The sequence below is a fragment of the Streptomyces xinghaiensis S187 genome (assembly GCF_000220705.2).
In the GTDB taxonomy this organism is placed as follows: Bacteria; Actinomycetota; Actinomycetes; order Streptomycetales; family Streptomycetaceae; genus Streptomyces; species Streptomyces xinghaiensis.
Genome location: NZ_CP023202.1, coordinates 2,531,216 through 2,553,637, shown reverse-complemented (window position 1 = coordinate 2,553,637; position 22,422 = coordinate 2,531,216). Strand labels below are relative to the sequence as shown.

General features: G+C 72.1%; 19 protein-coding genes and 1 pseudogene. 10 read left to right on the top strand and 10 right to left on the bottom strand.

The annotated features are described in order from the left end of the window. Positions 1 to 19: 19 nt before the first annotated feature. The 3 genes from SXIN_RS10760 to SXIN_RS10750 form a co-directional block, all read right to left on the bottom strand. A complete protein-coding gene (locus SXIN_RS10760; protein WP_019710272.1) occupies positions 20 to 727 on the bottom strand; it encodes a class I SAM-dependent methyltransferase in 708 nt (235 codons plus the stop codon). A gap of 234 nt (positions 728 to 961) precedes the next feature. Further along, positions 962 to 2,320 (bottom strand): class II fumarate hydratase, encoded by a 1,359-nt coding sequence (locus SXIN_RS10755; RefSeq protein ID WP_039822550.1) that lies wholly within the window; start codon positions 2,318 to 2,320, stop codon positions 962 to 964. 431 nt (positions 2,321 to 2,751) lie between these two features. Beyond that, positions 2,752 to 4,425 carry a fumarate hydratase gene (locus SXIN_RS10750; RefSeq protein ID WP_019710270.1) on the bottom strand — a complete coding sequence of 558 codons (1,674 nt, stop codon included), beginning with the start codon at positions 4,423 to 4,425 and terminating at the stop codon, positions 2,752 to 2,754. A gap of 472 nt (positions 4,426 to 4,897) precedes the next feature. Between SXIN_RS10750 and SXIN_RS10745 the strand changes: the two genes are divergently transcribed. Together SXIN_RS10745 and SXIN_RS10740 are read left to right on the top strand one after the other, a co-directional pair. After that, positions 4,898 to 5,605 (top strand): DUF1707 SHOCT-like domain-containing protein, encoded by a 708-nt coding sequence (locus SXIN_RS10745; RefSeq protein ID WP_238153953.1) that lies wholly within the window; start codon positions 4,898 to 4,900, stop codon positions 5,603 to 5,605. A gap of 156 nt (positions 5,606 to 5,761) precedes the next feature. After that, the gene (locus SXIN_RS10740) at positions 5,762 to 6,136 is read left to right on the top strand and encodes a WhiB family transcriptional regulator (protein WP_043473664.1); all 375 of its coding nucleotides are present in this window, start codon (positions 5,762 to 5,764) and stop codon (positions 6,134 to 6,136) included. A gap of 160 nt (positions 6,137 to 6,296) precedes the next feature. On the opposite strand, the gene glpX is transcribed toward SXIN_RS10740, so the two are convergent. Then, complete coding sequence (gene glpX / locus SXIN_RS10735) at positions 6,297 to 7,331, bottom strand: class II fructose-bisphosphatase (protein WP_019710269.1); 1,035 nt, start codon at positions 7,329 to 7,331, stop codon at positions 6,297 to 6,299. A gap of 206 nt (positions 7,332 to 7,537) precedes the next feature. Between glpX and SXIN_RS10730 the strand changes: the two genes are divergently transcribed. Beyond that, positions 7,538 to 8,062 carry a DUF4245 domain-containing protein gene (locus SXIN_RS10730; protein ID WP_039822545.1) on the top strand — a complete coding sequence of 175 codons (525 nt, stop codon included), beginning with the start codon at positions 7,538 to 7,540 and terminating at the stop codon, positions 8,060 to 8,062. Between the two features lie 80 nt (positions 8,063 to 8,142). Here SXIN_RS10730 and SXIN_RS10725 read toward each other — a convergent pair whose 3' ends face one another. The 3 genes from SXIN_RS10725 to xseA all read right to left on the bottom strand — a co-directional run bounded on the left by SXIN_RS10725 (position 8,143) and on the right by xseA (position 10,600). Beyond that, positions 8,143 to 8,739, bottom strand: a complete 597-nt coding sequence (locus SXIN_RS10725) for a malonic semialdehyde reductase (protein ID WP_019710267.1) — start codon at positions 8,737 to 8,739, stop codon at positions 8,143 to 8,145. A 184-nt stretch (positions 8,740 to 8,923) separates the two neighbouring features. Further along, on the bottom strand, positions 8,924 to 9,196 hold the full coding sequence (locus tag SXIN_RS10720) for an exodeoxyribonuclease VII small subunit (RefSeq protein ID WP_019710266.1): 273 nt from the start codon (positions 9,194 to 9,196) through the stop codon (positions 8,924 to 8,926). A gap of 111 nt (positions 9,197 to 9,307) precedes the next feature. Next, positions 9,308 to 10,600, bottom strand: a complete 1,293-nt coding sequence (xseA, locus tag SXIN_RS10715; RefSeq protein ID WP_095756918.1) for an exodeoxyribonuclease VII large subunit — start codon at positions 10,598 to 10,600, stop codon at positions 9,308 to 9,310. A gap of 106 nt (positions 10,601 to 10,706) precedes the next feature. Here xseA and SXIN_RS10710 point away from each other — a divergent pair, with 106 nt between their 5' ends. After that, positions 10,707 to 11,768 (top strand): 4-hydroxy-3-methylbut-2-enyl diphosphate reductase, encoded by a 1,062-nt coding sequence (locus tag SXIN_RS10710; RefSeq protein ID WP_095756917.1) that lies wholly within the window; start codon positions 10,707 to 10,709, stop codon positions 11,766 to 11,768. Positions 11,769 to 11,918: 150 nt separating this feature from the next. Next, positions 11,919 to 12,722, top strand: coding sequence for a polyphosphate--glucose phosphotransferase (gene ppgK / locus SXIN_RS10705; RefSeq protein WP_050930588.1), 804 nt, complete (start codon positions 11,919 to 11,921; stop codon positions 12,720 to 12,722). A gap of 205 nt (positions 12,723 to 12,927) precedes the next feature. Here the strand turns inward: ppgK and SXIN_RS10700 are convergent, their stop codons facing one another. Then, positions 12,928 to 13,713: a DUF6542 domain-containing protein gene (locus SXIN_RS10700; protein ID WP_238153724.1), complete on the bottom strand. Its 786-nt coding sequence runs from the start codon at positions 13,711 to 13,713 to the stop codon at positions 12,928 to 12,930. Between the two features lie 179 nt (positions 13,714 to 13,892). Between SXIN_RS10700 and ychF the strand changes: the two genes are divergently transcribed. Then, complete coding sequence (ychF, locus tag SXIN_RS10695) at positions 13,893 to 14,981, top strand: redox-regulated ATPase YchF (protein ID WP_019710263.1); 1,089 nt, start codon at positions 13,893 to 13,895, stop codon at positions 14,979 to 14,981. A 998-nt stretch (positions 14,982 to 15,979) separates the two neighbouring features. Here ychF and SXIN_RS10690 read toward each other — a convergent pair. Next, complete coding sequence (locus SXIN_RS10690) at positions 15,980 to 16,561, bottom strand: Uma2 family endonuclease (RefSeq protein WP_019710262.1); 582 nt, start codon at positions 16,559 to 16,561, stop codon at positions 15,980 to 15,982. Between the two features lie 285 nt (positions 16,562 to 16,846). Here SXIN_RS10690 and SXIN_RS10685 point away from each other — a divergent pair, with 285 nt between their 5' ends. Continuing rightward, positions 16,847 to 17,770 carry a hypothetical protein gene (locus SXIN_RS10685; protein WP_157916273.1) on the top strand — a complete coding sequence of 308 codons (924 nt, stop codon included), beginning with the start codon at positions 16,847 to 16,849 and terminating at the stop codon, positions 17,768 to 17,770. Positions 17,771 to 17,792: 22 nt separating this feature from the next. Here SXIN_RS10685 and SXIN_RS10680 read toward each other — a convergent pair whose 3' ends face one another. After that, positions 17,793 to 18,182 (bottom strand): hypothetical protein, encoded by a 390-nt coding sequence (locus SXIN_RS10680; RefSeq protein WP_157916272.1) that lies wholly within the window; start codon positions 18,180 to 18,182, stop codon positions 17,793 to 17,795. A gap of 146 nt (positions 18,183 to 18,328) precedes the next feature. Here SXIN_RS10680 and SXIN_RS10675 point away from each other — a divergent pair, with 146 nt between their 5' ends. The 3 genes and pseudogenes from SXIN_RS10675 to SXIN_RS32080 all read left to right on the top strand — a co-directional run. Further along, a complete protein-coding gene (locus SXIN_RS10675) occupies positions 18,329 to 21,517 on the top strand; it encodes a CHAT domain-containing protein (protein WP_019710259.1) in 3,189 nt (1,062 codons plus the stop codon). Positions 21,518 to 21,578: 61 nt separating this feature from the next. After that, a complete protein-coding gene (locus SXIN_RS10670; protein ID WP_238153723.1) occupies positions 21,579 to 22,064 on the top strand; it encodes a Fic family protein in 486 nt (161 codons plus the stop codon). A 230-nt stretch (positions 22,065 to 22,294) separates the two neighbouring features. Continuing rightward, a pseudogene (locus SXIN_RS32080) lies at positions 22,295 to 22,422 on the top strand (IS5/IS1182 family transposase); the annotation flags it as partial.

Sequence of the window (22,422 nt, the reverse complement as noted above, 5' to 3'; positions counted from 1 at the left end):
GCGTCGGGCGCGCCAGTGATCAGGCGCTCCGTCGGCACTGCAGGAAGAGTTGGATCTCGGGAGGTACTTCGGTGCTGGCCGGCGCGTACGCGTACGAGTCCTCCCCGGCGATCTCGAAACCCGCTCCGCGCACGACCTGCCGCAACTCGTCCCGTAGATAACCCGATACCCGGATCGGGCTGCCCAGGAACGGAATCACCGCGTCGTCCACATCGGCTTCGACCATCGACAGCACCAGCGGACCGCCGGGCCGCAGCAGGCCGTGCAGCATCCGCAGGGCGTGCGGGATCTCGGCGCGCGGCAGCATCAGCAGGGAGAAGAAGGCGGCGGCGCCGTCGAAGACACCGAGATGACCCGGGCGGCCCGGCCCGAGATCGGCCAGATCGAGCTGGTGGAACTCGGCCCCCGGCACGTTCTCCCGGCAGAGCGCGACCATGGTGGCCGACAGGTCGACGCCCACCACCCGGTGACCGGCCTCCGCGAGCTGGGCGGCCGTCGGCACGCCGGTGCCGCAGCCGACGTCCAGCACCCGGGAGCCCGGCGGCAGCTCCCCGGCCAGCCAGGCGCCGGCGGCCACCTGGCCCTCCCGGTGCGGGAAGGCCTCGGTGTAGCGGGTGGCGATGGCGTCGAACGCCTCCGCCTGCCCGGAGCGGTCGATGACGGTCCGGTCGTATCCCTCGTAGCCGTCGGCAGCCGCCGGTGCGCCCTGCCGGCCGTCTCCGCTCATGGTCGTCCCCTCCGGTGGCTCGTGTGACTGACGGTCACTTTCCGTCCGGATGGGCGGAGTTGTGGCCGCGAATCGCCAGGAGGCGATCCTACGTTTCCTGCATGGGGGGTGCTACAAGAGGATCACGCCCCATCACACCAGCGCCCGGCCCGGCCGTCCACCGGTGAGCGGCGACATCCCGCACGGTACGCCGCCCCGGCGGGCTCCCGGCGGGCTCCGGCGGGCCGCCGCGCCTCATGGCCGCGTCATCCGCAACACGTCGAGTGCCTCGTCCAATTGTTCCACCGTCAGCAGCCCGCGCTCCACGTATCCCGAGTCCAGGACCACCTCGCGGATGGTGCGCCGCTCGGCCAGGGAACGCTTGGCGACCTTGGCCGCCTCCTCGTAGCCGAGGTAACGGTTGAGCGGGGTGACGACGGAGGGGGAGGACTCCGCGTACTCGCGGGCCCGCTCGGTGTTGGCGGTGATGCCCCGCACGGTGCGGTCCGCGAGCAGGCGGGCGGCCGACGAGAGCAGCCGGACGGACTCCAGCAGATTCTTGCCGATCACCGGCAGCATGACGTTCAGCTCGAAGTTGCCGGACGCGCCCGCCACGGCGACCGTGGTGTCGTTGCCGGTGACCTGCGCGGCCACCATCAGCACCGCCTCCGGGACCACGGGGTTGACCTTCCCCGGCATGATCGACGAACCGGGCTGCAGATCCGGCAGGTTGATCTCGGCCAGCCCGGTGCGCGGGCCGGAGGCCATCCAGCGCAGATCGTTGCAGATCTTGGTGAGGCCGACGGCGATGGTGCGGAGCTGCCCGGAGGTCTCCACCAGGGCGTCCCGGGCGCCCTGCGCCTCGAAGTGGTTCCGCGCCTCGGTCAGCGGCAGCCCCGTGGTCCGGGCCAGCTCGGCGATCACCGCGGCGGGGAAGCCGGGCGGGGTGTTGATGCCGGTGCCCACGGCCGTGCCGCCCAGCGGCAGTTCGGCCAGCCGCGGCAGGGCCGACTCCAGCCGCTCGACGCCGTAGCGGACCTGGGCCGCGTAGCCGCCGAACTCCTGGCCGAGCGTGACCGGCGTGGCGTCCATCAGATGGGTCCGGCCGGACTTCACCACCTCGGCGAACTCGGCCGACTTCTCCTCCAGCGCCGCCGCGAGATGCCCGAGGGCCGGAACGAGGTCGGCGGTCACGGCCGCCGTGGCGGCGATGTGGATCGAGGAGGGGAAGACGTCGTTGGAGGACTGGCCGGCGTTGACGTGGTCGTTGGGGTGGACGGGGGCGCCCCCCAGCCGCTCGCTCGCCAGGGTGGCCAGCACCTCGTTGACGTTCATGTTCGAGGAGGTGCCCGAGCCGGTCTGGAAGACGTCCACCGGGAAGTGCTCGTCCCAGCGGCCCTCGGCCACCTCCTCGGCCGCCTCCGCGATCGCGGCGGCCGTCTCCGGGTCGAGCACGCCCAGCTCGGCGTTGACCTTGGCCGCGGCCCCCTTGATCCGGGCCAGCGCCGCGATGTGTGCCCGCTCCAGCCGCTGCCCGGAGACCGGGAAGTTCTCCACCGCGCGCTGCGTCTGGGCCCGCCACTTGGCGTGCGCGGGGACCCGCACCTCGCCCATCGAGTCGTGCTCGGTGCGGTATCCGCCCCCGCCGGAGGGGCGTCCGCCGCCTGTTCCGCCGTCCGCTCCGCCGCGCGCCGCGTCCTGTGGCTCGGCCATGCCGCGTGCCTCCCTCGGTCGTCCTCGTGTACTCAGCGCCTGCCCGGCCCCCGGTGTCACCAACGGGCCGCACCCCGCCAGTTAATCCGCGGAGGGGCCCGGTGAGGGGAAAGCGGCCGTTCCAGCGCGCCGGGCGGACCCCCGGCGGCGGGCGGCGGTACGGGACGGCGGAACCGGGCGCGGCGGAACGGCCGTACGGGGAGGGGGCGGGCGGCGCCGGGGCGCGGGCGGGGTGCCGTATCGCGGTGGTGGCCCCCGGACGGGCGGCGGGCCCCGCCGTCACACCGCGGGGCCCGCACCTGCCTTTCGTACTCCGTACCGCGCGGGAGGCGTTACGCCCCGCGCACCGGGATGCTCGTCACGAACGGCTGCTCCGGCGCCGGGTCGGCGAAGAAGTCGTTGCCCTTGTCGTCCACGACGATGAACGCGGGGAAGTCCTCCACCTCGATCTTCCAGACCGCCTCCATGCCCAGCTCCTCGTACTCCAGGACCTCGACCTTCTTGATGCAGTCCTGGGCGAGCCGGGCCGCCGGGCCGCCGATCGAGCCGAGGTAGAACCCGCCGTGCGCGGCGCAGGCGTCGGTGACCTGCCGCGAGCGGTTGCCCTTGGCGAGCATCACCTTGGAGCCGCCCGCCGCCTGGAACTGCTCGACGTAGGCGTCCATCCGCCCCGCGGTGGTCGGGCCGAAGGAGCCGGAGGCGTAGCCCTCGGGGGTCTTGGCCGGGCCGGCGTAGTAGACCGGGTGGTCCTTGAGGTACTGCGGCATCTCCTCGCCCGCGTCCAGCCGCTCCTTGATCTTGGCGTGCGCGATGTCGCGGGCGACGACGAGCGTGCCGGTGAGCGAGAGCCGGGTCTTGACCGGGTGCCGGGTGAGCTCGGCCAGGATCTCGTCCATCGGGCGGCGCAGGTCGATCCGCACCGCCTCCAGGTCCGGACCCGCGCCCTCGGTGAGCTGCTCCTCGGTGGTGTCGGGGAGGAAGCGCGCCGGGTCGGTCTCCAACTGCTCCAGGAAGACGCCCTCGGCCGTGATCTTCGCGACGGCCTGACGGTCGGCGGAGCAGGACACGGCGATGGCGACCGGGCAGGAGGCGCCGTGCCGCGGGAGACGCACCACGCGCACGTCGTGGCAGAAGTACTTGCCGCCGAACTGGGCGCCGATGCCGATCTTCTGCGTCAGCTCGAAGACCTTGTCCTCCAGCTCCTTGTCACGGAAGCCGTGCCCGGTGGGGGAGCCTGAAGCGGGCAGCTCGTCGAGGTAGTGCGCCGAGGCGTACTTGGCGGTCTTCAGCGCGTACTCGGCGGAGGTGCCGCCGACGACGATCGCCAGGTGGTACGGCGGGCAGGCCGCGGTGCCCAGCGAACGGATCTTCTCCTCCAGGAACCTCATCATGCTCTTCTCGTTGAGCACGGCCTTCGTCTCCTGGTAGAGGAAGGACTTGTTCGCCGAGCCGCCGCCCTTGGCCATGAAGAGGAACTTGTAGGCGCCGCCGTCGGTCGCGTACAGCTCGATCTGTGCCGGGAGGTTGGAGCCGGTGTTCTTCTCCTCCCACATGGTCAGCGGGGCCATCTGCGAGTAGCGCAGGTTGAGCTGGGTGTACGCGTCGTAGATGCCGCGGGAGAGCGCCTCCTCGTCCCGCCCGGAGGTGAGGACGTTCTGCCCGCGCTTGCCCATGACGATGGCGGTGCCGGTGTCCTGGCACATCGGCAGCACGCCGGCCGCGGCGATGTTGGCGTTCTTCAGCAGGTCCAGCGCGACGAAGCGGTCGTTGGGGGACGCCTCGGGGTCGTCCAGGATGCGGCGCAGCTGGGCGAGGTGGGCGGGGCGGAGGTAGTGCGAGATGTCGTGCATGGCCTCGGCGGCCAGCTTGCGCAGCGCCTCCGGCTCGACCTTGAGGAACGTACGGCCGTCCGCCTCGACGGTGCTCACACCCTCGGAGGTCACCAGGCGGTACGGCGTGGTGTCCTCGCCCAGGGGGAGGAGGTCGGTGTACGCGAACTCGGGCATGGTCGGGGTTCCTCGTCTCGGCGGGCCGGCTGGGGCCCGTCCAGCCTAAGACGCCGCGCGGACAGCGGGCCTGTGAGGTAGGGCTCACCCCCGGGGCGGCGGGCCGGTGGAGGGAGAGGGCCGGCGGAAGGGCGGACGGGGGGACCGCCTGGGCCGGCCACGGTCCGGCGGGAGGCGGTCCACCGGGCATCCGCCCCCGGGCCCTAGTCGCGATCTATCGCGTCTGGGTAGGCTGGCGGACGTGGATGCCGCATCAGCACGGGGGCCCGCCCCCGACGCACCCGAACCGCCCGTGGCCCCGGCCGCGCCGGAGCCGCCCGCCGCGCCCGGGCCACCGCCGGGGGCGGCCCCTCCCGGGCCGCCCGCCGCGCCGGAGCCCCGGGCGCGGGACGACGAGGCCGGCCGTCGCGCGGCCGGTCACGGCGAGCCGCGGCCCGGGTGGCGGGAGAGGCGCGAGCCGGAGCCCGCCCCTCTGGACTTCCGGAAGAACGGACCGGTCCCGCCGGCCCCGGACACCGCGCTCGCGGCCGCCGCCCCCGCGCCGTCCCCTGCCGGGATGCGCGCCTCCGACCGGGACCGGGACCGGACCGCGGACATCCTGCGCGAGGCGCTGGCCGAGGGCCGGCTGACCGCCGAGGAGCACTCCGAGCGGATCGACCTGGTCTACCGGGCCCGGACGGTCGGCGAACTGGAGCCGCTGGTCGGTGACTTGCCGGCGCAGAGCGGCCCGGACCGGGAGCCGTACCGTCCCGCCCCCCGCCCCGGCGGAGCGCCGCACTCGGCGACGAACGCGGCCTCGGAGAACCTCGTCGCGGTCTTCGGCGGAGCCACCCGCAAGGGCCGCTGGCGGGTCGGCCCGCGCACCACGGCCTTCGCCCTGTTCGGCGGGGTCGAGATCGATCTGACCGAGGCGGTCTTCCAGCAGCAGGAGATCGTCGTCAACGCCACGGCGATCTTCGGCGGGGTGGAGATCCGGGTACCGGAGAACGTGACGCTGCGCGGCACGGGCACCGGGATCTTCGGCGGCTTCGACGTCAGGAACCGCGAGGCCGACGATCCCGACGCGCCGATCGTGGTCGTCACCGGCTTCGCCGTCTTCGGCGGGGTCGACGCCCGCCCGAAGCGCGGCAAGCTGCTCAGGGATCTTCGCGATCGCATGCGGCGGGAACTGGGCGGCTGAGCCCGCCCGGATCGGTCCGCCACGGTGTGAATAGGCGCGCGTACAGCGGGTAGGGAGAGTCGAGTCGTCTCTCGTGCGGCATGGGGGTGCAAACGGTCGTGCGAAGGGAGACGGGCAAGGGTGACCCTTTCGCGTAGCTGTCGTCAGGAGTGGACCGTGCTGCATTCGCCGCATCAGCCCCCGCAGGCCGCCGTCGTGCCGTCCCAGCGTGTGACCGCGCGGGACCAGGACGGCCCCTGGCATTCGGAGGCGGTGTGCCGCCGGGACGAGGCAGGACTGTTCTTCGCGCCGTCCAAGGAACCGACGGCCGCGAGGCTGTCGCGCGAGGAGGCCGCGAAGAGAGTCTGCGCGCGCTGCCCGGTGCTGGTCGAGTGCCGGGAGCACGCTCTGCTGCAGCCGGAGCCCTACGGCGTGTGGGGCGGCCTCACCGCCGCCGAGCGCCGGGTCGTGCTCGCCCGCCGCCGGCGGCGCGACGCGGAGCTGCAGAAGGCCGCGCGACCGGCGATACCGCACATCGCCGCGGCCGGCTGAAGGCCGGCCGGGTACGGCCCCGGAAGAAGGGGCCGGTGGAGAGGAGGAGCGCCCCCCGCACGGGGCGCTCCTCCTCTCCTGCCTGTCCTCCTCCGCCGGCCGCCGGCCGCCCCGGAGGGCGGGGGCGGCTCCGACGGGCCGGGGGCCGGGGGCGGCCCCGTCAGCGGGCCCGGTCGAAGTCCACCGCGCTGTAGGCGCGCAGCTTCTTCAGCCGGTGCGTGGAGTCGATCTGCCGGATGGTGCCCGACTTCGAACGCATCACCAGGGACTGGGTGGTGGCCGTCTCCGCGCGGTACCGCACGCCGCGCAGCAGCTCGCCGTCCGTGATGCCGGTGGCGACGAAGAACACGTTCTCGCCGCTGACCAGGTCGGAGGTGTGGAGCACCCGGTCCAGGTCGTGGCCCGCGTCGAGGGCGCGCTGCCGCTCCTCGTCGTCCTTCGGCCACAGCTTGCCCTGGATGGTGCCGCCGAGGCACTTGATGGCGCAGGCCGCGATGATGCCCTCCGGCGTGCCGCCGATGCCCATCAGCAGGTCGACGCCGGTGCCCTCCCGTACGGCCATGATCGCGCCGGCCACGTCGCCGTCCGAGATGAACTTGATGCGGGCGCCGGTCTCCCGGATCTCCTGGACGATCCCGTCGTGCCGCGGCCGGTCCAGCACGACGACGGTGACGTCCTCGGGCTCGCTCCGCTTGGCCTTGGCGACCCGGCGGATGTTCACCGCGGGCGGGGCGGTGATGTCCACGTAGTCGGCGGCCTCGGGGCCGGTGACCAGCTTGTCCATGTAGAAGACGGCGGACGGGTCGAACATCGTGCCGCGGTCCGCCACGGCCAGTACGGACACGGCGTTGCTCATGCCCTTGGCGGTGAGCGTCGTGCCGTCGACGGGGTCCACGGCCACGTCGCACTCCGCGCCGGTCCCGTCGCCGACGCGCTCGCCGTTGAACAGCATCGGCGCCTCGTCCTTCTCGCCTTCGCCGATCACGACCACGCCGTTCATGGAGACCGTGTGCACCAGGGTGCGCATGGCCTTGACGGCGGCACCGTCCGCGCCGTTCTTGTCGCCGCGGCCGACCCACCGCCCCGCGGCCATCGCGGCGGCCTCGGTGACCCGGACCAGCTCCAGAGCGAGGTTGCGGTCGGGGTGCTCGGGCTGGACATCGAGAGCGGGCGGTAGATGGTTGTTTTCGGTCATCGGAGCGCACCTTTCTGTACGGCGACGGCCGGATGCTGAGGGTAATGAGACTTTATCCGCTCATTGGCAATCTGAGCAGAGCGCCCCACGTTTGAGCGCATCCCCCGGCTCCGGCCGGTGCCCACGGGTGTGGTTCCCAGGAGCCGCCGGTCCGCACCCCCGGGGGCGGGGGCGGACCACCGCGGCGCATGAGGGACCATGGGCGGGTGGCAAGTGGACGTGGCAGGCAGACGGTGCGGGACATGGTGCTGTCGATGACGGTGATCGTGCTCTTCGCTGCCGTCATCTACGTATTCATCCCGCACGACGACTCAAAGGACCCGCTCCAGCGGGTGGACTACTCGGTGGAGCTGAAGACGGCCCGCCGTGCGGCTCCGTATCCGCTCGCGGCCCCGCAGGGACTGCCGGAGACGTGGAAGGCCACCTCGGTGACGTACCGGGGCGACGGCCGGCACGGCGCAGCCTGGCATCTGGGCTTCCTCGACCCCGACCGGGAGTACGTGGCGGTGGAGCAGAGCGACGGCAAGCCGGAGACGTTCGTGACGAGCGTGAGCCGTGGCGCGGAGCGCACCGACCGGACCCAGCGGATCAACGGCGAGGAGTGGGTGCGCTACGAGGGCGAGAAATACGACGCCCTGGTGCGCGAGGAGGACGACCACACGACCGTCGTCCTGGGCACCGCCTCGTACGAGCGCCTCACGACGATGGCCGCCGCGCTCGAGACCTCCTGAACCCGGGGGTTCGGGAGGCCCGGAGCGGGCGGCCGGTGGCCGTGGCCGGGGCGCGCTGCCGTTGCGGCTCGGTCGGACGGTCAGACGGTGGTGACGACCTCGTCGTAGGAGAGCCGCGGCAGGCGCTCGGGGGACCAGGCGTTCTCGGCGGGCCGGCCGATGTTGACCACGGTCAGCACGGCGTGGTCGCCCTCGGGGAAGAAGTCCTTGTTGATGCCGTCGGCGTCGTAGCCCGTCATCGGGCCGGCGGCCAGGCCGGCGGCGCGGACGCCGAGGATGAAGTAACCCGCCTGGAGCGTGGCGTTGAAGGAGCCGACCCGCTCGCGCACCGGGCGCTCCGCGAAGAATGTGTCCTTGAGGTCCGGCGCGAAGGGCATCAGCCGCGGCAGCTCCTCGTGGAACTCGTGGTCCACGGCGAGGATCGCGGTCAGCGGCGCGGCTGCGGTCTTCGCCTGGTTGCCCTCCATCAGGTGCCCCACCAGGCGCTGCCGCGCCTCGGGGGAGCGGACCAGCACCACGCGCAGGGGCTGCTGGTTGAACGCGGTCGGCGCGTACTTGACCAGGTCGTAGACGGCCTGGACCTGCTCCTCGGTCACCGGCTCGTCGGTGAAGGCGTTGGCGGTACGGGCCTCCCGGAACAGCAGGTCCTGGGCGGCGGCATCGAGGGCGAGAGTCATAAGGAACACCTTGTTCATGGGGGTGTGCGGGGGAGACCCGCACGCTGACAAGGTGTATTAACCTTCAACTAAATAGTCTTATGCCCGGGTCCGGTGTGACTCCGATCACATCGAGCCGGTGTGGGTGCGGTGCCCGCAGGACGGCGACGGTTGTCGGAGGGCCCCGGGGTGGACCCGGACCGTCTCAGTCCCCGGAGCCGCGGGGGGAGCCGCCGGAGGGCCCGGAGCCCTCCTCCGAGGACTCGGCCAGGGCCGCGTCCAGCCGCGCCCGGGCGCCGTCCAGCCAGCGGCGGCAGATCTTCGAGAGCTCCTCGCCGCGCTCCCACAGGGCGAGCGACTCCTCCAGCGTCGTGCCGCCCGCCTCCAGCCGGCGTACGACATCGATCAGTTCGTCCCGCGCCTGCTCATAGCCCAGCGCGTCACTCGGCGCGGCCGCCCCGGTCCCGGTCTCTGTCATGCGGTCAGCCTACGGTCCGGCACCGACAGCGGGCCCCGCGGCGGCCGGTTCCCGGAGCGGCGGCTCCGGCACCGCCCGGCCGGGCGCCCTGGACCCCCGGGCCGGCGCCCTTCACTCCGGGCCGGCCCCGTCCGCCGTCCCGCCCGTGCCCGGCCTGGTGGCCGCCGCACCGGCGCCGTCGGGGTCCGCGCCGCTGCCGCCGGCCGCCACGACCGTCAGCTCGCCCTCCGCCACCCGGGCCCGCAGCCGCTCGCCCCCCGGCACCTCCCGCGCCGCCCGTACGACCGAACCGTCCGGCCGCTGCAGCACCGCGTAACCCCGCTCCAGCGTGGCGGCGGGCGAGAGGGCGACGACCCGCGCCCGGGTGTGGGCCAGCTCGGAGTCCGCCCGGTCCAGCAGATGCCCCAGGGTGCGGCGGCCGCGGTCGCACAGCGCCGTGATCTGCTCCTCCCGCTCCTCGACCATCCGGTGCGGCCGCTCCATGCAGGGCCGGGCGCGGGCCGCCGCCAGACCGCGCTCCTCGCGGTCCAGCAGGCCGCTCACCGCGCGCAGCGCCCGCTCGCGCAGTTGCTGGATGCGGTGGAGCTCCTCGCCGACGTCCGGCACCACCTGCTTGGCCGCGTCGGTCGGGGTGGACGCGCGCAGATCGGCGACCAGGTCCAGCAGCGGTGTGTCCGGCTCGTGCCCGATCGCCGAGACGACCGGGGTGCGGCACGCCGCCACCGCCCGCACCAGCTGCTCGTCCGAGAACGGCAGCAGATCCTCGACGCTGCCGCCGCCCCGGGCCACGATGATCACGTCCACCCCGGGATGGGCGTCCAGCTCCCGCACCGCCTCCACCACCTGGGTGACGGCGTGCACCCCCTGCACGGGGACATTGCGCACCTCGAAGCGGACGGCGGGCCAGCGCAGCCGGGCGTTCTCCAGGACGTCACGCTCGGCCGCCGAGGCCCGCCCGCACACCAGCCCTATGAGCTGCGGCAGAAACGGCAGCGGATGCTTGCGCTCGGCCGCGAACAGCCCTTCGGCGGCCAGCGACTTCTTGAGCTGCTCCAGCCGGGCCAGCAGCTCACCGACCCCGACCGGTCTGATCTCGGCCGCGCGCAGCGAGAGCTGGCCGCGCGGCGCGTACCACTCGGGCTTGGCCTGCACCACGACCCGGGCACCCTCGGACACCACGTCCGCGACCCGGTCGAAGACCGGGCGGAAGCACGTGACGCTCAAGGAGATGTCGTGCGACGGGTCGCGCAGGGTCAGGAAGACCACGCCCGCCCCGGGGCGCCGCGACAGCTGGGTGATCTGCCCCTCCACCCAGACGGCGCCGAGCCGGTCGATCCAGCCGCCGATGAGCCGCGACACCTCGCCGACGGGGATCGGCGTCTCGGCCGAGGTGTTGAGTGCCATGGGAGGAGGCTAGCCGGGCACACCGACAGCGCGCCCCGCCGGACCGGCGCGGGCGCCCCGCCGCCCGGAGCCCGCCCGGCCCCCGCCCGGCCTTTACGATGGCCCCATGACTGCTACGCCCAGCCCGTCGCCCGACGCCGCCCCGAGCGGGGACACCCCGGACGGCGGTGCCCGCAAGCGCGTCCTGCTCGCCGCACCCCGCGGATACTGCGCGGGCGTGGACCGCGCCGTGATCGCCGTCGAGAAGGCTCTGGAGCAGTACGGCGCGCCGGTCTACGTGCGCAAGGAGATCGTCCACAACAAGTTCGTCGTGCGGACGCTGGAGAAGAAGGGCGCCGTCTTCGTCGAGGAGACGGAGGACGTCCCCGAGGGCTCCATCGTGATCTTCTCGGCGCACGGCGTCGCCCCCGTGGTCCACGAGGAGGCCTCGGCCCGCAAGCTGGCGACCATCGACGCCACCTGCCCGCTGGTCACCAAGGTGCACAAGGAGGCCGTCCGGTTCGCCAAGGACGACTACGACATCCTCCTCATCGGCCACGAGGGCCACGAGGAGGTCATCGGCACCAGCGGCGAGGCTCCCGAGCACATCACCCTGGTCGACGGCCCGGACGACGTGAAGAACGTCGAGGTGCGCGACCCGTCGAAGGTCGTCTGGCTCTCCCAGACCACCCTCTCCGTCGACGAGACCATGGAGACGGTCGACGCCCTCAAGGACCGCTTCCCCCAGCTCATCAGCCCGCCCAGCGACGACATCTGCTACGCCACGCAGAACCGGCAGATCGCGGTCAAGCAAGTGGCGGCCGACTCCGACCTGGTGCTGGTGGTCGGCTCCAAGAACTCCTCCAACTCGGTGCGCCTGGTCGAGGTCGCCCTCGGCGCGGGCGCCCGCGCCGGTCACCTGGTGGACAACGCCGGGGAGATCGACGAGGCGTGGCTGGCCGGGGTGGACACGGTCGGCATCAGCTCCGGCGCCTCCGTGCCGGACGTGCTCGTCGAGGAGGTCCTCGACTGGCTCGCCGAGCGCGGCTACGCCGATGTCGAGATCGTCCAGCCGATGCAGGAGAGCATCACCTTCTCCCTGCCGAAGGAGCTCCGCCGGGATCTGCGCGCGGAAGCCGCCGCCCTGTCCGGCGGACCCGCCGCCGGCGCTCCGGACGCCCGCGCCTGAGGCCCCGCCCGGACCCCGCCCGGCGCGTACCCCGTGGGGCCGGCGGGCCCCCGCCCCGGCCCCCCGCCCCGCGCGGCGGGCCGGGGTCCTTCCGCGTTCCCGGACGCAGCGGCGGGCGAGTACGCCGCGCCAGGGCCTAAGTTGGTGACCATGGTGGCTACATCCGGGGCGCAGGCCCCCCAGACAACCGCAGGACCGGCCGGACGGGTACTCGGAGTGGACATCGGCGGCTCCGGCATCAAGGGCGCCCCGGTCGACCTGGAGCGCGGAGATCTCGCGGAGGAGCGGCACAAGGTGCTGACCCCGCAGCCGGCGACGCCCGAGGCGGTCGTCGAGTGCGTGGCGGAGGTCGCCGGGCACTTCGGCTGGACCGGCCCGGTCGGCGTGACCTTCCCCGGTGTCGTCACCGGCGGCATCACGCGCACGGCCGCGAACGTCGACCCCGGCTGGATCGGCCGTGACACCCGGAGCCTGCTCGCGGACCGGCTGGGCCTGCCGGTGACCGTGCTCAACGACGCGGACGCGGCCGGGGTCGCCGAGATGGCCTTCGGCGCGGGCCGCGGCCGGAACGGCACGGTGATCATGCTGACCCTCGGCACGGGTATCGGCAGCGCCGTCTTCACCGGCGGGCAGCTCGTCCCCAACACCGAGCTGGGCCACCTGGAGCTCGACGGCCACGACGCGGAGACCCGGGCCGCCAGCCGCGCCAAGGAGGACGAGGACCTGAGCTGGGCCGACTGGGCGCGGCGGCTGGAGCGCTACCTCACCCACGTCGAAATGCTGTTCTCCCCGGACCTCTTCATCATCGGCGGCGGGGTGAGCCGCAAGGCCGAGAAGTACCTGCCCCTGATCGAGGGCGTACGGGCCGAGATGGTGCCGGCGGAGCTGCGGAACAACGCGGGCATCGTCGGCGCGGCGATGACCGCGGCACGGAGCCGGACGGAACAGGGCTGACCGGGCTGACCGGGCTGACCGGGCTGACCGGGCTGACCGGACTGACCGGACTGACCGGGCTGACCGGGCTGACCGTGACCGGAAGCCGGACGGAACGGGGCTGAGCGGGGGCCGCCGGAACCGGGCGGACCGGCGAGCAGGGCCGGAGCCGGGCGGAACAGCTGAGCCGGGGCCGGGGTCGTGGCGGTCGCCCCGCCCGCCGCCGTTACGGTGCCGTCGCGGTGCCGGGGGTGCCGGGTGCCGCGGCCGCCGGAGCCCCGGGGGCGGCCGGGGCGGTGGCGGACCGGGGCGGGCCCGCCGTGCCGCGGTCGTCGGCCGCCGCGCGCCGGGCGGCCCGTGAGGCCAGCAGCACCACCTTCCGCGCCGACACGGTCAGCACGGCCAGCAGCGTCCCCGCGTACAGCCAGAGGGCGTCGAGGGCCAGGGCGGTGACCAGGTCCACCAGCCGGTCGGCCACGGCCGCGCCCTCGCTGACCGGCACCAGGCCGACGAAGAAGGCGATCGGCAGGGCGACCGGCGCGGCGGTCAGTTCGGTGGGACGCACCCACAGGGCGCAGACGGCGGAGGCCACGAGGAAGGCGATCCCGTACGCGGACGGGGAGTGGCCGCCCGGCAGCAGCCGGTCCAGGGTGCCGGCGGCGAGCATCAGCAGCAGCGCGAGCAGACCGCAGCCGAGACCGGTGAACTTGGGCCCGGGCATCCGGCGCAGCCACCGCAGCTTCTGGAGGGCGGCGAGCACGGGCGGGACGGAGCGCGGCCGGCCGGACCGGTACACGGCCGCGGACTCGTCGTCGGCCCCGGCTGGGGCGCCGGGGGCGGCGCCGGCCCGCCCGGGGCCGTGGCCATCGGGTGCGGCCGAACCGCCGGGCCCGCCCGGGGCGTTGGCGAGTGACTCCCGGGGGTCCACGGGAGGGGCCCCGCGCGTGGGGCGGGGCAGCGGTGCGGGCCGGCGCGGTGTGCGCTCGTTACTGCGCGTACGGGGTTGCTCCACGCGACCAACGTAGGTCGGGGAAGGGGCGGAATGTGGCCTGGGACACGCGGCCACCACCGTCTCGGTCGTATTTTCAGCCGATCATCCGCCCGGACGGAGCCGGGCGGGCCGCCCCGTAGACTTGGGGCCGGTCCCGCTCCGGGGCCCCAGTCCGCACCCTCGCTCCGGGAAGTCGCCACGTGTCGCTCACGATCGGAATCGTCGGCCTGCCAAATGTCGGCAAGTCGACCCTGTTCAACGCCCTGACCAAGAACGACGTCCTGGCGGCCAACTACCCGTTCGCCACCATTGAGCCGAACGTCGGCGTCGTGGGCGTCCCCGACCCGCGCCTGGACACGCTGGCCGAGATCTTCGGCTCCCAGCGGAAGCTCCCGGCCACCGTCGACTTCGTCGACATCGCGGGCATCGTGCGCGGCGCCTCCGAGGGCGAGGGCCTGGGCAACAAATTCCTGGCGAACATCCGCGAGTCCGACGCGATCTGCCAGGTCATCCGGGCCTTCGAGGACGAGAACGTCGTCCACGTCGACGGCAAGGTCTCCCCGAAGAGCGACATCGAGACGATCAACACCGAGCTGATCCTGGCGGACCTGCAGTCGATCGAGAAGGCCCTGCCGCGGCTGGTCAAGGAGTCCCGTCTCCAGAAGGAGAAGGCCCAGGTCGCCGCGGCCGCGGAGGCCGCGCAGAAGATCCTGGAGGAGGGGCGGACCCTCTTCGCCGCCGGGATCACCAAGGACTCCGAGCAGGGCCGGCTCCTCCACGAACTGCACCTGCTCACCGTCAAGCCGTTCCTCTACGTCTTCAACGTCGACGAGGACGAGCTGGTCGACGACGCCTTCAAGGCGGAGCAGCAGGCGCTGGTCGCCCCGGCCGAGGCGATCTTCCTCAACGCGAAGATCGAGTCCGAGCTGATCGAACTGGAGGACGACGAGGCGCTGGAACTCCTCCAGTCCATGGGCCAGGAGGAGCCCGGCCTCGCCACCCTCGCCCGCGTCGGCTTCGACACCCTGGGCCTGCAGACCTACCTCACGGCCGGCCCGAAGGAGGCCCGCGCCTGGACCATCAGGAAGGGCGCCACGGCCCCCGAGGCGGCCGGTGTCATCCACACCGACTTCCAGAAGGGCTTCATCAAGGCCGAGGTCATCTCCTACGGGGACCTGGTGGAGTGCGGCTCCGTCCAGGAGGCCCGCGCCAAGGGCAAGGCCCGCATGGAGGGCAAGGACTACGTCATGCAGGACGGCGACGTGGTGGAGTTCCGCTTCAACGTGTAGGCCCCGCCATACCGTGGACCGGGTGATCTAGCAAACTCGCAGGTCAAACGGGGTCGGCCCAGATGGGGGCCGACCCCGTTCGCGCGCCCGTGGCTGGATCCCGGCTGGATGAGCTGACGGCTCGTCACCTGTCGTCATCCGTCGTTCTCGGTACGCCGGCTGGATTACGGCTGGATCGCGCTGAGCGGCGAGTCGGTACGAGGGGGTGTGACGCGTGGGCCGACCCGGGGTCCGTGGCCCGGTGTCGTGCATGTCTCTCGGACGGCGTCGTGCTTCACAGGATGTTCCACCGGAGGCCTGCTGCGCATGAGACTTCTTGAATCCTCGCTGCGTACGAAGCAAGGATGGGTGGTGGAGGCAAATAAGTGGCTGATTGACGGGGCTCCGGATGTAGTGGGGGTCACGTCATCGGTCCGTGTTGGATACCGGGAGACCCAGCAGAGCATCACGTGCCCCCAAGCCCTGGGCCCGCCGCCGCTACGAGGTGCACGTGTCGTGCTTGCCGTACGGGGAGATGTCCGTACGGGCCATGACGAGGCGGCTGCGCCCCGCCGAACCCTTGAATCAGCCGGCGGTGGGCGCGGTGCAGAGGCTGGACCGCGCCGTCGGTTCTCAGGTCGGTCAGGGGCGTGGCTGCCCGCTCACGGATGGTCGGGGTTGCCGCTGTTCAGTGGGCGATGAGGCGGGGCCGCAGCCCGCTTCCCCGCAAGTCTCGATAACGGTCAGCCGACCGGATCCGCCCGGATCGGACGGTCCGTCCATGATGGCGGGGATGGCGTCGGAGCCGATCCCGATCAGGCGGGGTTTCCGGCTGCTGATCCTGGCTGGATCATGGTCGCGACTCGTAGACCGTGGAACGTGACAGCCCGCCCGACTCTGCGGCGACCTCTTGGCAACGGTTGAGACCGGCTCGGTGTACCGCCGGATGCGCCGGTGGTACAGGAGGGCCGGGCGACCCGGCCCTCCCACTCGATCCGGTGCTGACTTGGTACCGATCCCTAGTGCTTCCGCGGTGGGGTGAGCCCGTCGAGGTCCAGGCTGATCTCGAAAGGCACAGGGCGCTTGAGAATGCCCCGGAAGATGCCGGCGGGCGCATAGACGCCAGTCGGTTCGTCGAGCTCGTAGACGTGGACGACAGGGGTGCCGTCTTCTTCCTCGACACACCAATAATGCGGGATCTTGGCCTCGGCGTACTTGTGCAGCTTCACCGTGCGGTCGCGGTGCGCGGACTCCGGTGAGACGACCTCGACGACGAGCCGGACCTCTTCCGGCGCGTACCACGTGCGGTCCGGGTCGTAGGGGGCGGTCGTCACGAGCAGATCCGGCTCCGGCCGGTTGCGCTCGTCGAGGCGGATCGTCATCTCCCGCTCGACCTCGAAACCAGTGGGCGCGGCCGCCATGAGTGCGGTGGTGAGGGACGTGACGAGACGGCCGTGCCAGGACCGCTGGGGCGACATCATGAAGACGAGGGCTCCGTCGATCAGCTCGGTGTGGCGAGGCGCCTCGGGGAGGCGGTCCAGGTCCTCCGCGAACCAGCCTTCCGCGCGCGGCGGGCGCATCCAGTCGGGTAGTGCGGTCATGGCTCAACCGTATCGACTTGCCGGGGCTTGGGTCACGAGATCGTCAGGGCGTCGATGGAGATGAGGCAGTTTGTTTGGGCATGCGGGTCGGCGCACAGTGATGCTCACGGATCGCGGCCGGTCCTGACGGCGCCCTCGGGTGCCGTGATGGGTTGCTCCGGCTGCTGGATCCGGGCTGGACCGGAACGAAGCGGCCGCCCGCAGAACCGCAGAGAATTGAGCACTTTCACCGAGAGGGGTTGTTCTGTCACTCTGAGCCGAGGGGGGAGCCCGATGGACGGTGAAATGAGCATGCGCATGGCGCTGCTGCACATCGACGCCGGAGCCGATCTGCCGCTCGTCTACACCTACGATCCCCGTCTCCGGGAGTTCCGGACGGTCGGCTGCGTACGGCTGCGGGGCCTCATGATCCCGGAGCCGATCAGCCACCGGGGGGCCGACACGAGGAGCGAGCGGGACGCGTTTCTGCGGAAGGTCCTCACTGCGCTGCGGCTCACTCCGCGGCAGGTGGAACGCGTCGTCCGTACCGCCGAACATCCGGACGGCGAGCGGCTGTCCACCGAGCCGACGCGTTACGCGGGCCCGTCCCTGCTGCCGGGCGCACCAGCGCCGGCCGGGGTCCCGGCCGGGGTCGGCGGCCTGAGCGGGGAGCGAGGCGAGGAGCGGGACGGCGGCCGCTTCGCCGGTCCGGGCATGCTGCTGGGCCTGCTCGCCGGACTGTTCACGGGCTATGCGTGGGAAGGCTGGAGCGGCGCGGTGATCGGCGCCTGGATCGGTGCGTCCACCTGCGGCGACCTGCTCGTGGCCTGCTGGCAGGTGGCTCACGTCCGCAGCCCGCGCAACTACGTCCTGGTGCGGGACACGCTCGCGCTGTTGCTGGTCGCCGCGGGCAGTATCGTCGGCGCGCTGGGCGGCTACGTCCTCGGCAGTGGCGACTTCGGCCGGGCACGCGGCGTCTTCCTCGGCATGGCGCTTGCGGCGTTCGTACTGTCGGCCGTGAGCACCTCCTTCAGCCGGATGCCGTTCTGGGGACGCTCGCCGATGTGGCTCGGCCCTCTGTGCATCGGCCTCGCCGCATGGGGATTACACACGCTGTGGAGCCACCCGGCGTCGCTGGTGGCGGCGATCCTGGTGGGAACGTGGCTTGCCGGCGCGATCGGCCTCGGGGCCACCGGCGGCGCGGGACACGTGCTGAGTGCGCGCCGCTGACCGTTTCCGCTCCGGCCTGAACTCACTGCGCCGCGGTGCGATTTTCCTCAGGCCCGTCCTCGACACGGGTGATGTTCCAGGATCCGGTCGCGGCCTCGTAGGAGAGGTGGAAGAGACCCGCTGTGTTCTGCAGTGTGTCCATCACGGTCTGCAAGTCCCCGGCGGCCGCGGCCGACAGCCGCTTGGGCACGCTGATGACGAAGCGACCGTCGCGGGAGACCAGTTCGAGGAGTTCGGCGTCGGCGAGGCGTTGGTCGATCTCCTCGCGACGCTCACGCCGGACCAGGCCGGCGATCTTCGGCCATACCTCCTCGCCGGCCCTGGTGGCGATCGCGGTCACGAAGGGCTGCAGAACGGCGGCGGTCACCACCAGCCCCACAAGCTCCAGCGGGCCCGCCCTGTCGGCGGCCACGTCCCCCAGGTCACACTCCCAGCAGCGCGACACCGTCCGCCGGTGCCCGCACTCCGGGCACGGAAATCGCTCTGCTCCATCGGACGACTTCCCGGTCATCTTCCCCCTCGGTCCACCGGAGCCTGCGTCACGAAAGGACAGATTACGTGGCCGATCAGTTCCTGAAGCACAACCAGCTCGCACTCAGGGCACTTTGGCTGCTGGAACGTGCCGTGAAGAGGCAGAGCGTGCGAAAGATCCGGGCTGCCTGCCGTGCCTTCGAGCGGGTTCTGACGGTGATGTCCCCCGACCATCCGGACCGGCCCGCCTGCCTGGCCAATCTGGCGGCCGCTCTCCGGCTGCTGTACGAGCGCACGGGGGACCCCGCAGCGATCGACGCACTGCTGCGACTGCACAACACCCTCGTGGACTTCCTCCCGGAGCACCACCCGAACCGCGTCAGCTACCGAGGCAACGTCCGAAGTCTCGTGGCACGGCTCGCCGCCGACGAGGGCACCCCTCCCGACCTGCTCAGCCGACTGGTCCCGCTCGCCAGGGAGGCGGCACTCGACGCCGCCACGCGCGAAGCCTGCCTCTTCGTCCTTCGCGTATGTCTGCGGTGCCACCTGGAACTCGCCCCGGACGACGACGTGAGCACGGAGCTGGCCGCCGTGGTGCGCGAACAGATCTCCGCCCTGTCTTCACGGGCCCCTGCGAGGGACCCCTCGGTACTGGCCGGTCTGGGGGCCGATCTGCGAGAAGCGGCACTGGTCACCGGGCCGATGCACTTCCTCGACGAGGCCCTGGCCACCGGGCGGCGGGCGGTGGAGCTCTGCCCGCCGGACGGCCGGGAACGCGCCACGTGTCTGGCGATGTTGTCCAACACGCTGCATGCCCGGTTCGTGCACCAGGACGGGTCACTCGACACACTGCGGGAGTCGGTCGCGGTGGCCCGCGCCGCCATCGCCGTGGCGCCTGCCGGTGGCGAGCACCACCCTTCGTCCCTCCTCGCTCTCGGCATCGCCCTGCGGGAGCTGTACGAGGCGACCCGAGATCTCGACCCGCTCAAGGAAGCCTTCGCGGCCTGCCGCCAAGCGCTCTCCGCGGTGGGCCCCGGGCACCCGAACCGTGCCCCCTACCTCACCAACCTCAGCGCGGCAGGCCAGGAGCTGTACAAGCGCACAGGCAACAGGGAGGCCATCGCTCTGGCCGCGTCGTGCGCTGCCGAGGCCGTCCGGCTGAGCCCCCCGGGGTCGCTGACGTGGGCCGGCCGCATGACCGAGCTCGGCAACGTCCAGAACATCATGCTCGCCGGGCCCGGCGTGACGGCCGGCGACGCCGCACACGCACTCGCCGAGGAGGAGATCTCCGAGGAGGCGCACGCGAGGCGACTGGCGGAGGCACACGCGCTGCTGCAGAGATCGGTCGACACGGCCAGAGAAGCCGTACGAGCCGGGGGGCGGAACGCTTTTCGCGACGGCCCTCTCACCAACCTGAGCATCGCTGCCCGCGTCTTCTTCGAGATCACCGGCGACACGACCGCGCTGGACGAGGCCGTGCAGGCCGCCCGCGAAGCGGTGACCCTCGCGAAACCGGAGACCAGGGCCTACCAGGACGCGCGGGTGACATTGATCCGGGCACTCGCCCGGTGCGCCCTGACACCCGACACGGCTGCGGAGATGCGTGACCGCTGTGCCGAACTCGCGGCTTCGGCCGTCGCGCCACGAGCCCACGTCGCGGCCCACTTCCACTACGCCGAGGCGTTGATGTCGGCCGACGAACCGGATGCCGAGAGCGCCCTCGCGGCGTACGAGGCGGCCATCGCGCGGCTGCCGGAGATCGCGGCGCGGCGACTGCTGCGTCCGGACCGGGAACACAACCTCGCCGAGTTCGGCGGGCTGGCTTCGGGCGCTGCGGCTGCGGCGCTGAGCCTGGGCCGCCCCGAACGCGCCCTCCTGCTGCTGGAGCACGCGCGCGGACTGCTGCTGCGCGAAGCCATGGGCCATCACGGTGCCGAGGCCCACCGGCTGCGCAGTGCCGCCCCGGAGCTGGCCGAGGAGTGGGCCCGGCTGCAACGTCTGTTGAGCGCCTCGGATCAGGACAGCGCCGACCTGTATCACGACGGCGTCGTCGCCTCCGGACGGTCCGGCCGCCTGGACAGACACCAGGCACTGGCCGAGCGACGGGAACGACTGCTGGCCGACATCCGCGCCATCCCGGGACTGGAGTCCTTCCAGCAGCCGCCCTCATTCGAGGAACTGCGCCGGCGTACACCGCAAGGCCCTGTCGTGATGCTGAACGCCGGCCACGTCCGTTGCGACGCGCTGATCCTCGACATGGAGGGCACCGTCCGCTCACTCCGGCTCGATTGCGACTACGACGAACTGGACCGCTGCGCCGAGGTCTTCAAGTCGCCGGGGCCCCGGACACCGAAGCCGCCCAAGTCGACGGCACAGGACGAGCAACCTCTTCTCGACGCCTTGGCCCGGCTGTGGGATCACGTCGTCGAGCCCGTGCTCGCGGAGCTCGACCTCCTCTCTCCGGTTCCGGTCCCCGAGGCGACGGCTCCCCGCGTCTGGTGGTGCCCGGTGGGTGTGGCCTCGTTCCTTCCCCTGCACGCCGCGGGCCGCTACGGCGACCTTGCACCGTCCGCGCCGTCGGCCGCGATGGACCACGTGGTTTCCTCCTACACCTCGACACTCAACGCGCTCCCGCCTCGCCGCGAGGCCGCCGCTCCGAACACCGGCACGGCCTCGGCCGGTCTGCCCTCCGTTCTGCTGGTGGAGGCCGGCCGAGTGCCGGGCGCGGTGCCCTTACCGGGGGCACGCGCCGAAATTCAGCGCCTCCGTGAGCTGATTCCGAACTCCACTCTGCTGTCCGGGCGGGGTGCCACGCGCGATACCGTCCTGAGCTCACTGCCTGCACACCGCATGGCGCATCTGGCCTGCCACGCCGTCACGGATCCACGGTCCCCCGCCCTGAATCGTCTGCTACTGCACGACCATGCGTCCGCGCCGCTGACGTCCCTGGAACTCGCAGGGGTGTCCGTTCCGGACGGAGAGTTGGCCTATCTGTCCGCCTGTGAGACCTCCCGCGCGAGCCGGGCGCTGGCCGATGAAGCCCTGCACATCGCCTGCGCGTTCCAGATGGCCGGCTACCGTCATGTCATCGGCACGCTCTGGCGGATCACGGACAGCGCTGCAGGGCGTATCGCGGACGACTTCTACACCGGACTGGCTCCCTCCTTCCGCAGTGATGAAGCAGCCAGAAGCCTGCATCGGGCGGTGAACGGCCTGCGGTCCGACGCTCCCCTCCAGCCGTCGTGCTGGGCCGCCCACGTTCACCTGGGCAGCTGACCGCTGCATCCGCTGTGATCACCACCCGTACGCGGCGCCGGACGCGGCCGATGTTCCTGCGTTGACGGGTGAACTGGTCGAGTGGCTGAACACGGACGATGGCACCCACCCCCTGGTACGGGCCGCCATGGCGCATCTGCATCTCGTCTCCATCCACCCGTGGGCGGATGGAAACGGCCGTATGTCCCGGTCCCTCCAAACACTCGTGATCGCGAGAGAAGGAGAACTGGCCCCCGAGTTCTCCTCGATCGAGGCCTGGCTCGGGCGCCCCGGCAATACCTGGGAGTACTACCGCGAGCTGCAGCGCCGGGGTGCCGCTTTCCGCCCTGACCAGGACGTCTCCGACTGGGTCCGTTTCAACCTCACCGCGTACCACCAGCAGGCGCAGACCGTACGGAGCCGCCTGGATCGTTCGAGCCGGGTGTGGCTCTGCTCGGTGAGTTCGCGGAGGACCGGGGGCTGGGGGAGAGGGTGGCTTCCGCTCTGCATGACGTGGCGATGTCCGGGCGGGTGCGTCGCACACGCTACGAACGTGCGGAGGATCTGAGCCTGCAGCGAGCTCAACGCGACCTGCGGGACCTGGTCGCGGCAGGCGTCCTGACACCGGTCGGCCGTACCCGCGCCCGCTTCTGCACCGCCGGCCCGGCTTTTCCGGAGCCGGCCCTGGAAGCAGCTCGGACGCCACTGCCGCTGGCTGATCCGTACAGGCTGAGGGCATCTCGCGGGCTGCCGAGTCAATGAGCTGTTCCCAGTAACCGCCGGTCACCGTCCGTTTGTGCGAAGGCGGCCCGGCTGCCGAATCTGAACCTCTACGGAACCACCATCCGCACCGGCGGCGTCCCCTCCCCGGCCCCAACGGCGAAGACCTCTGGTGGTCCGGAAAACATCGGCACCATGGCGGAAAC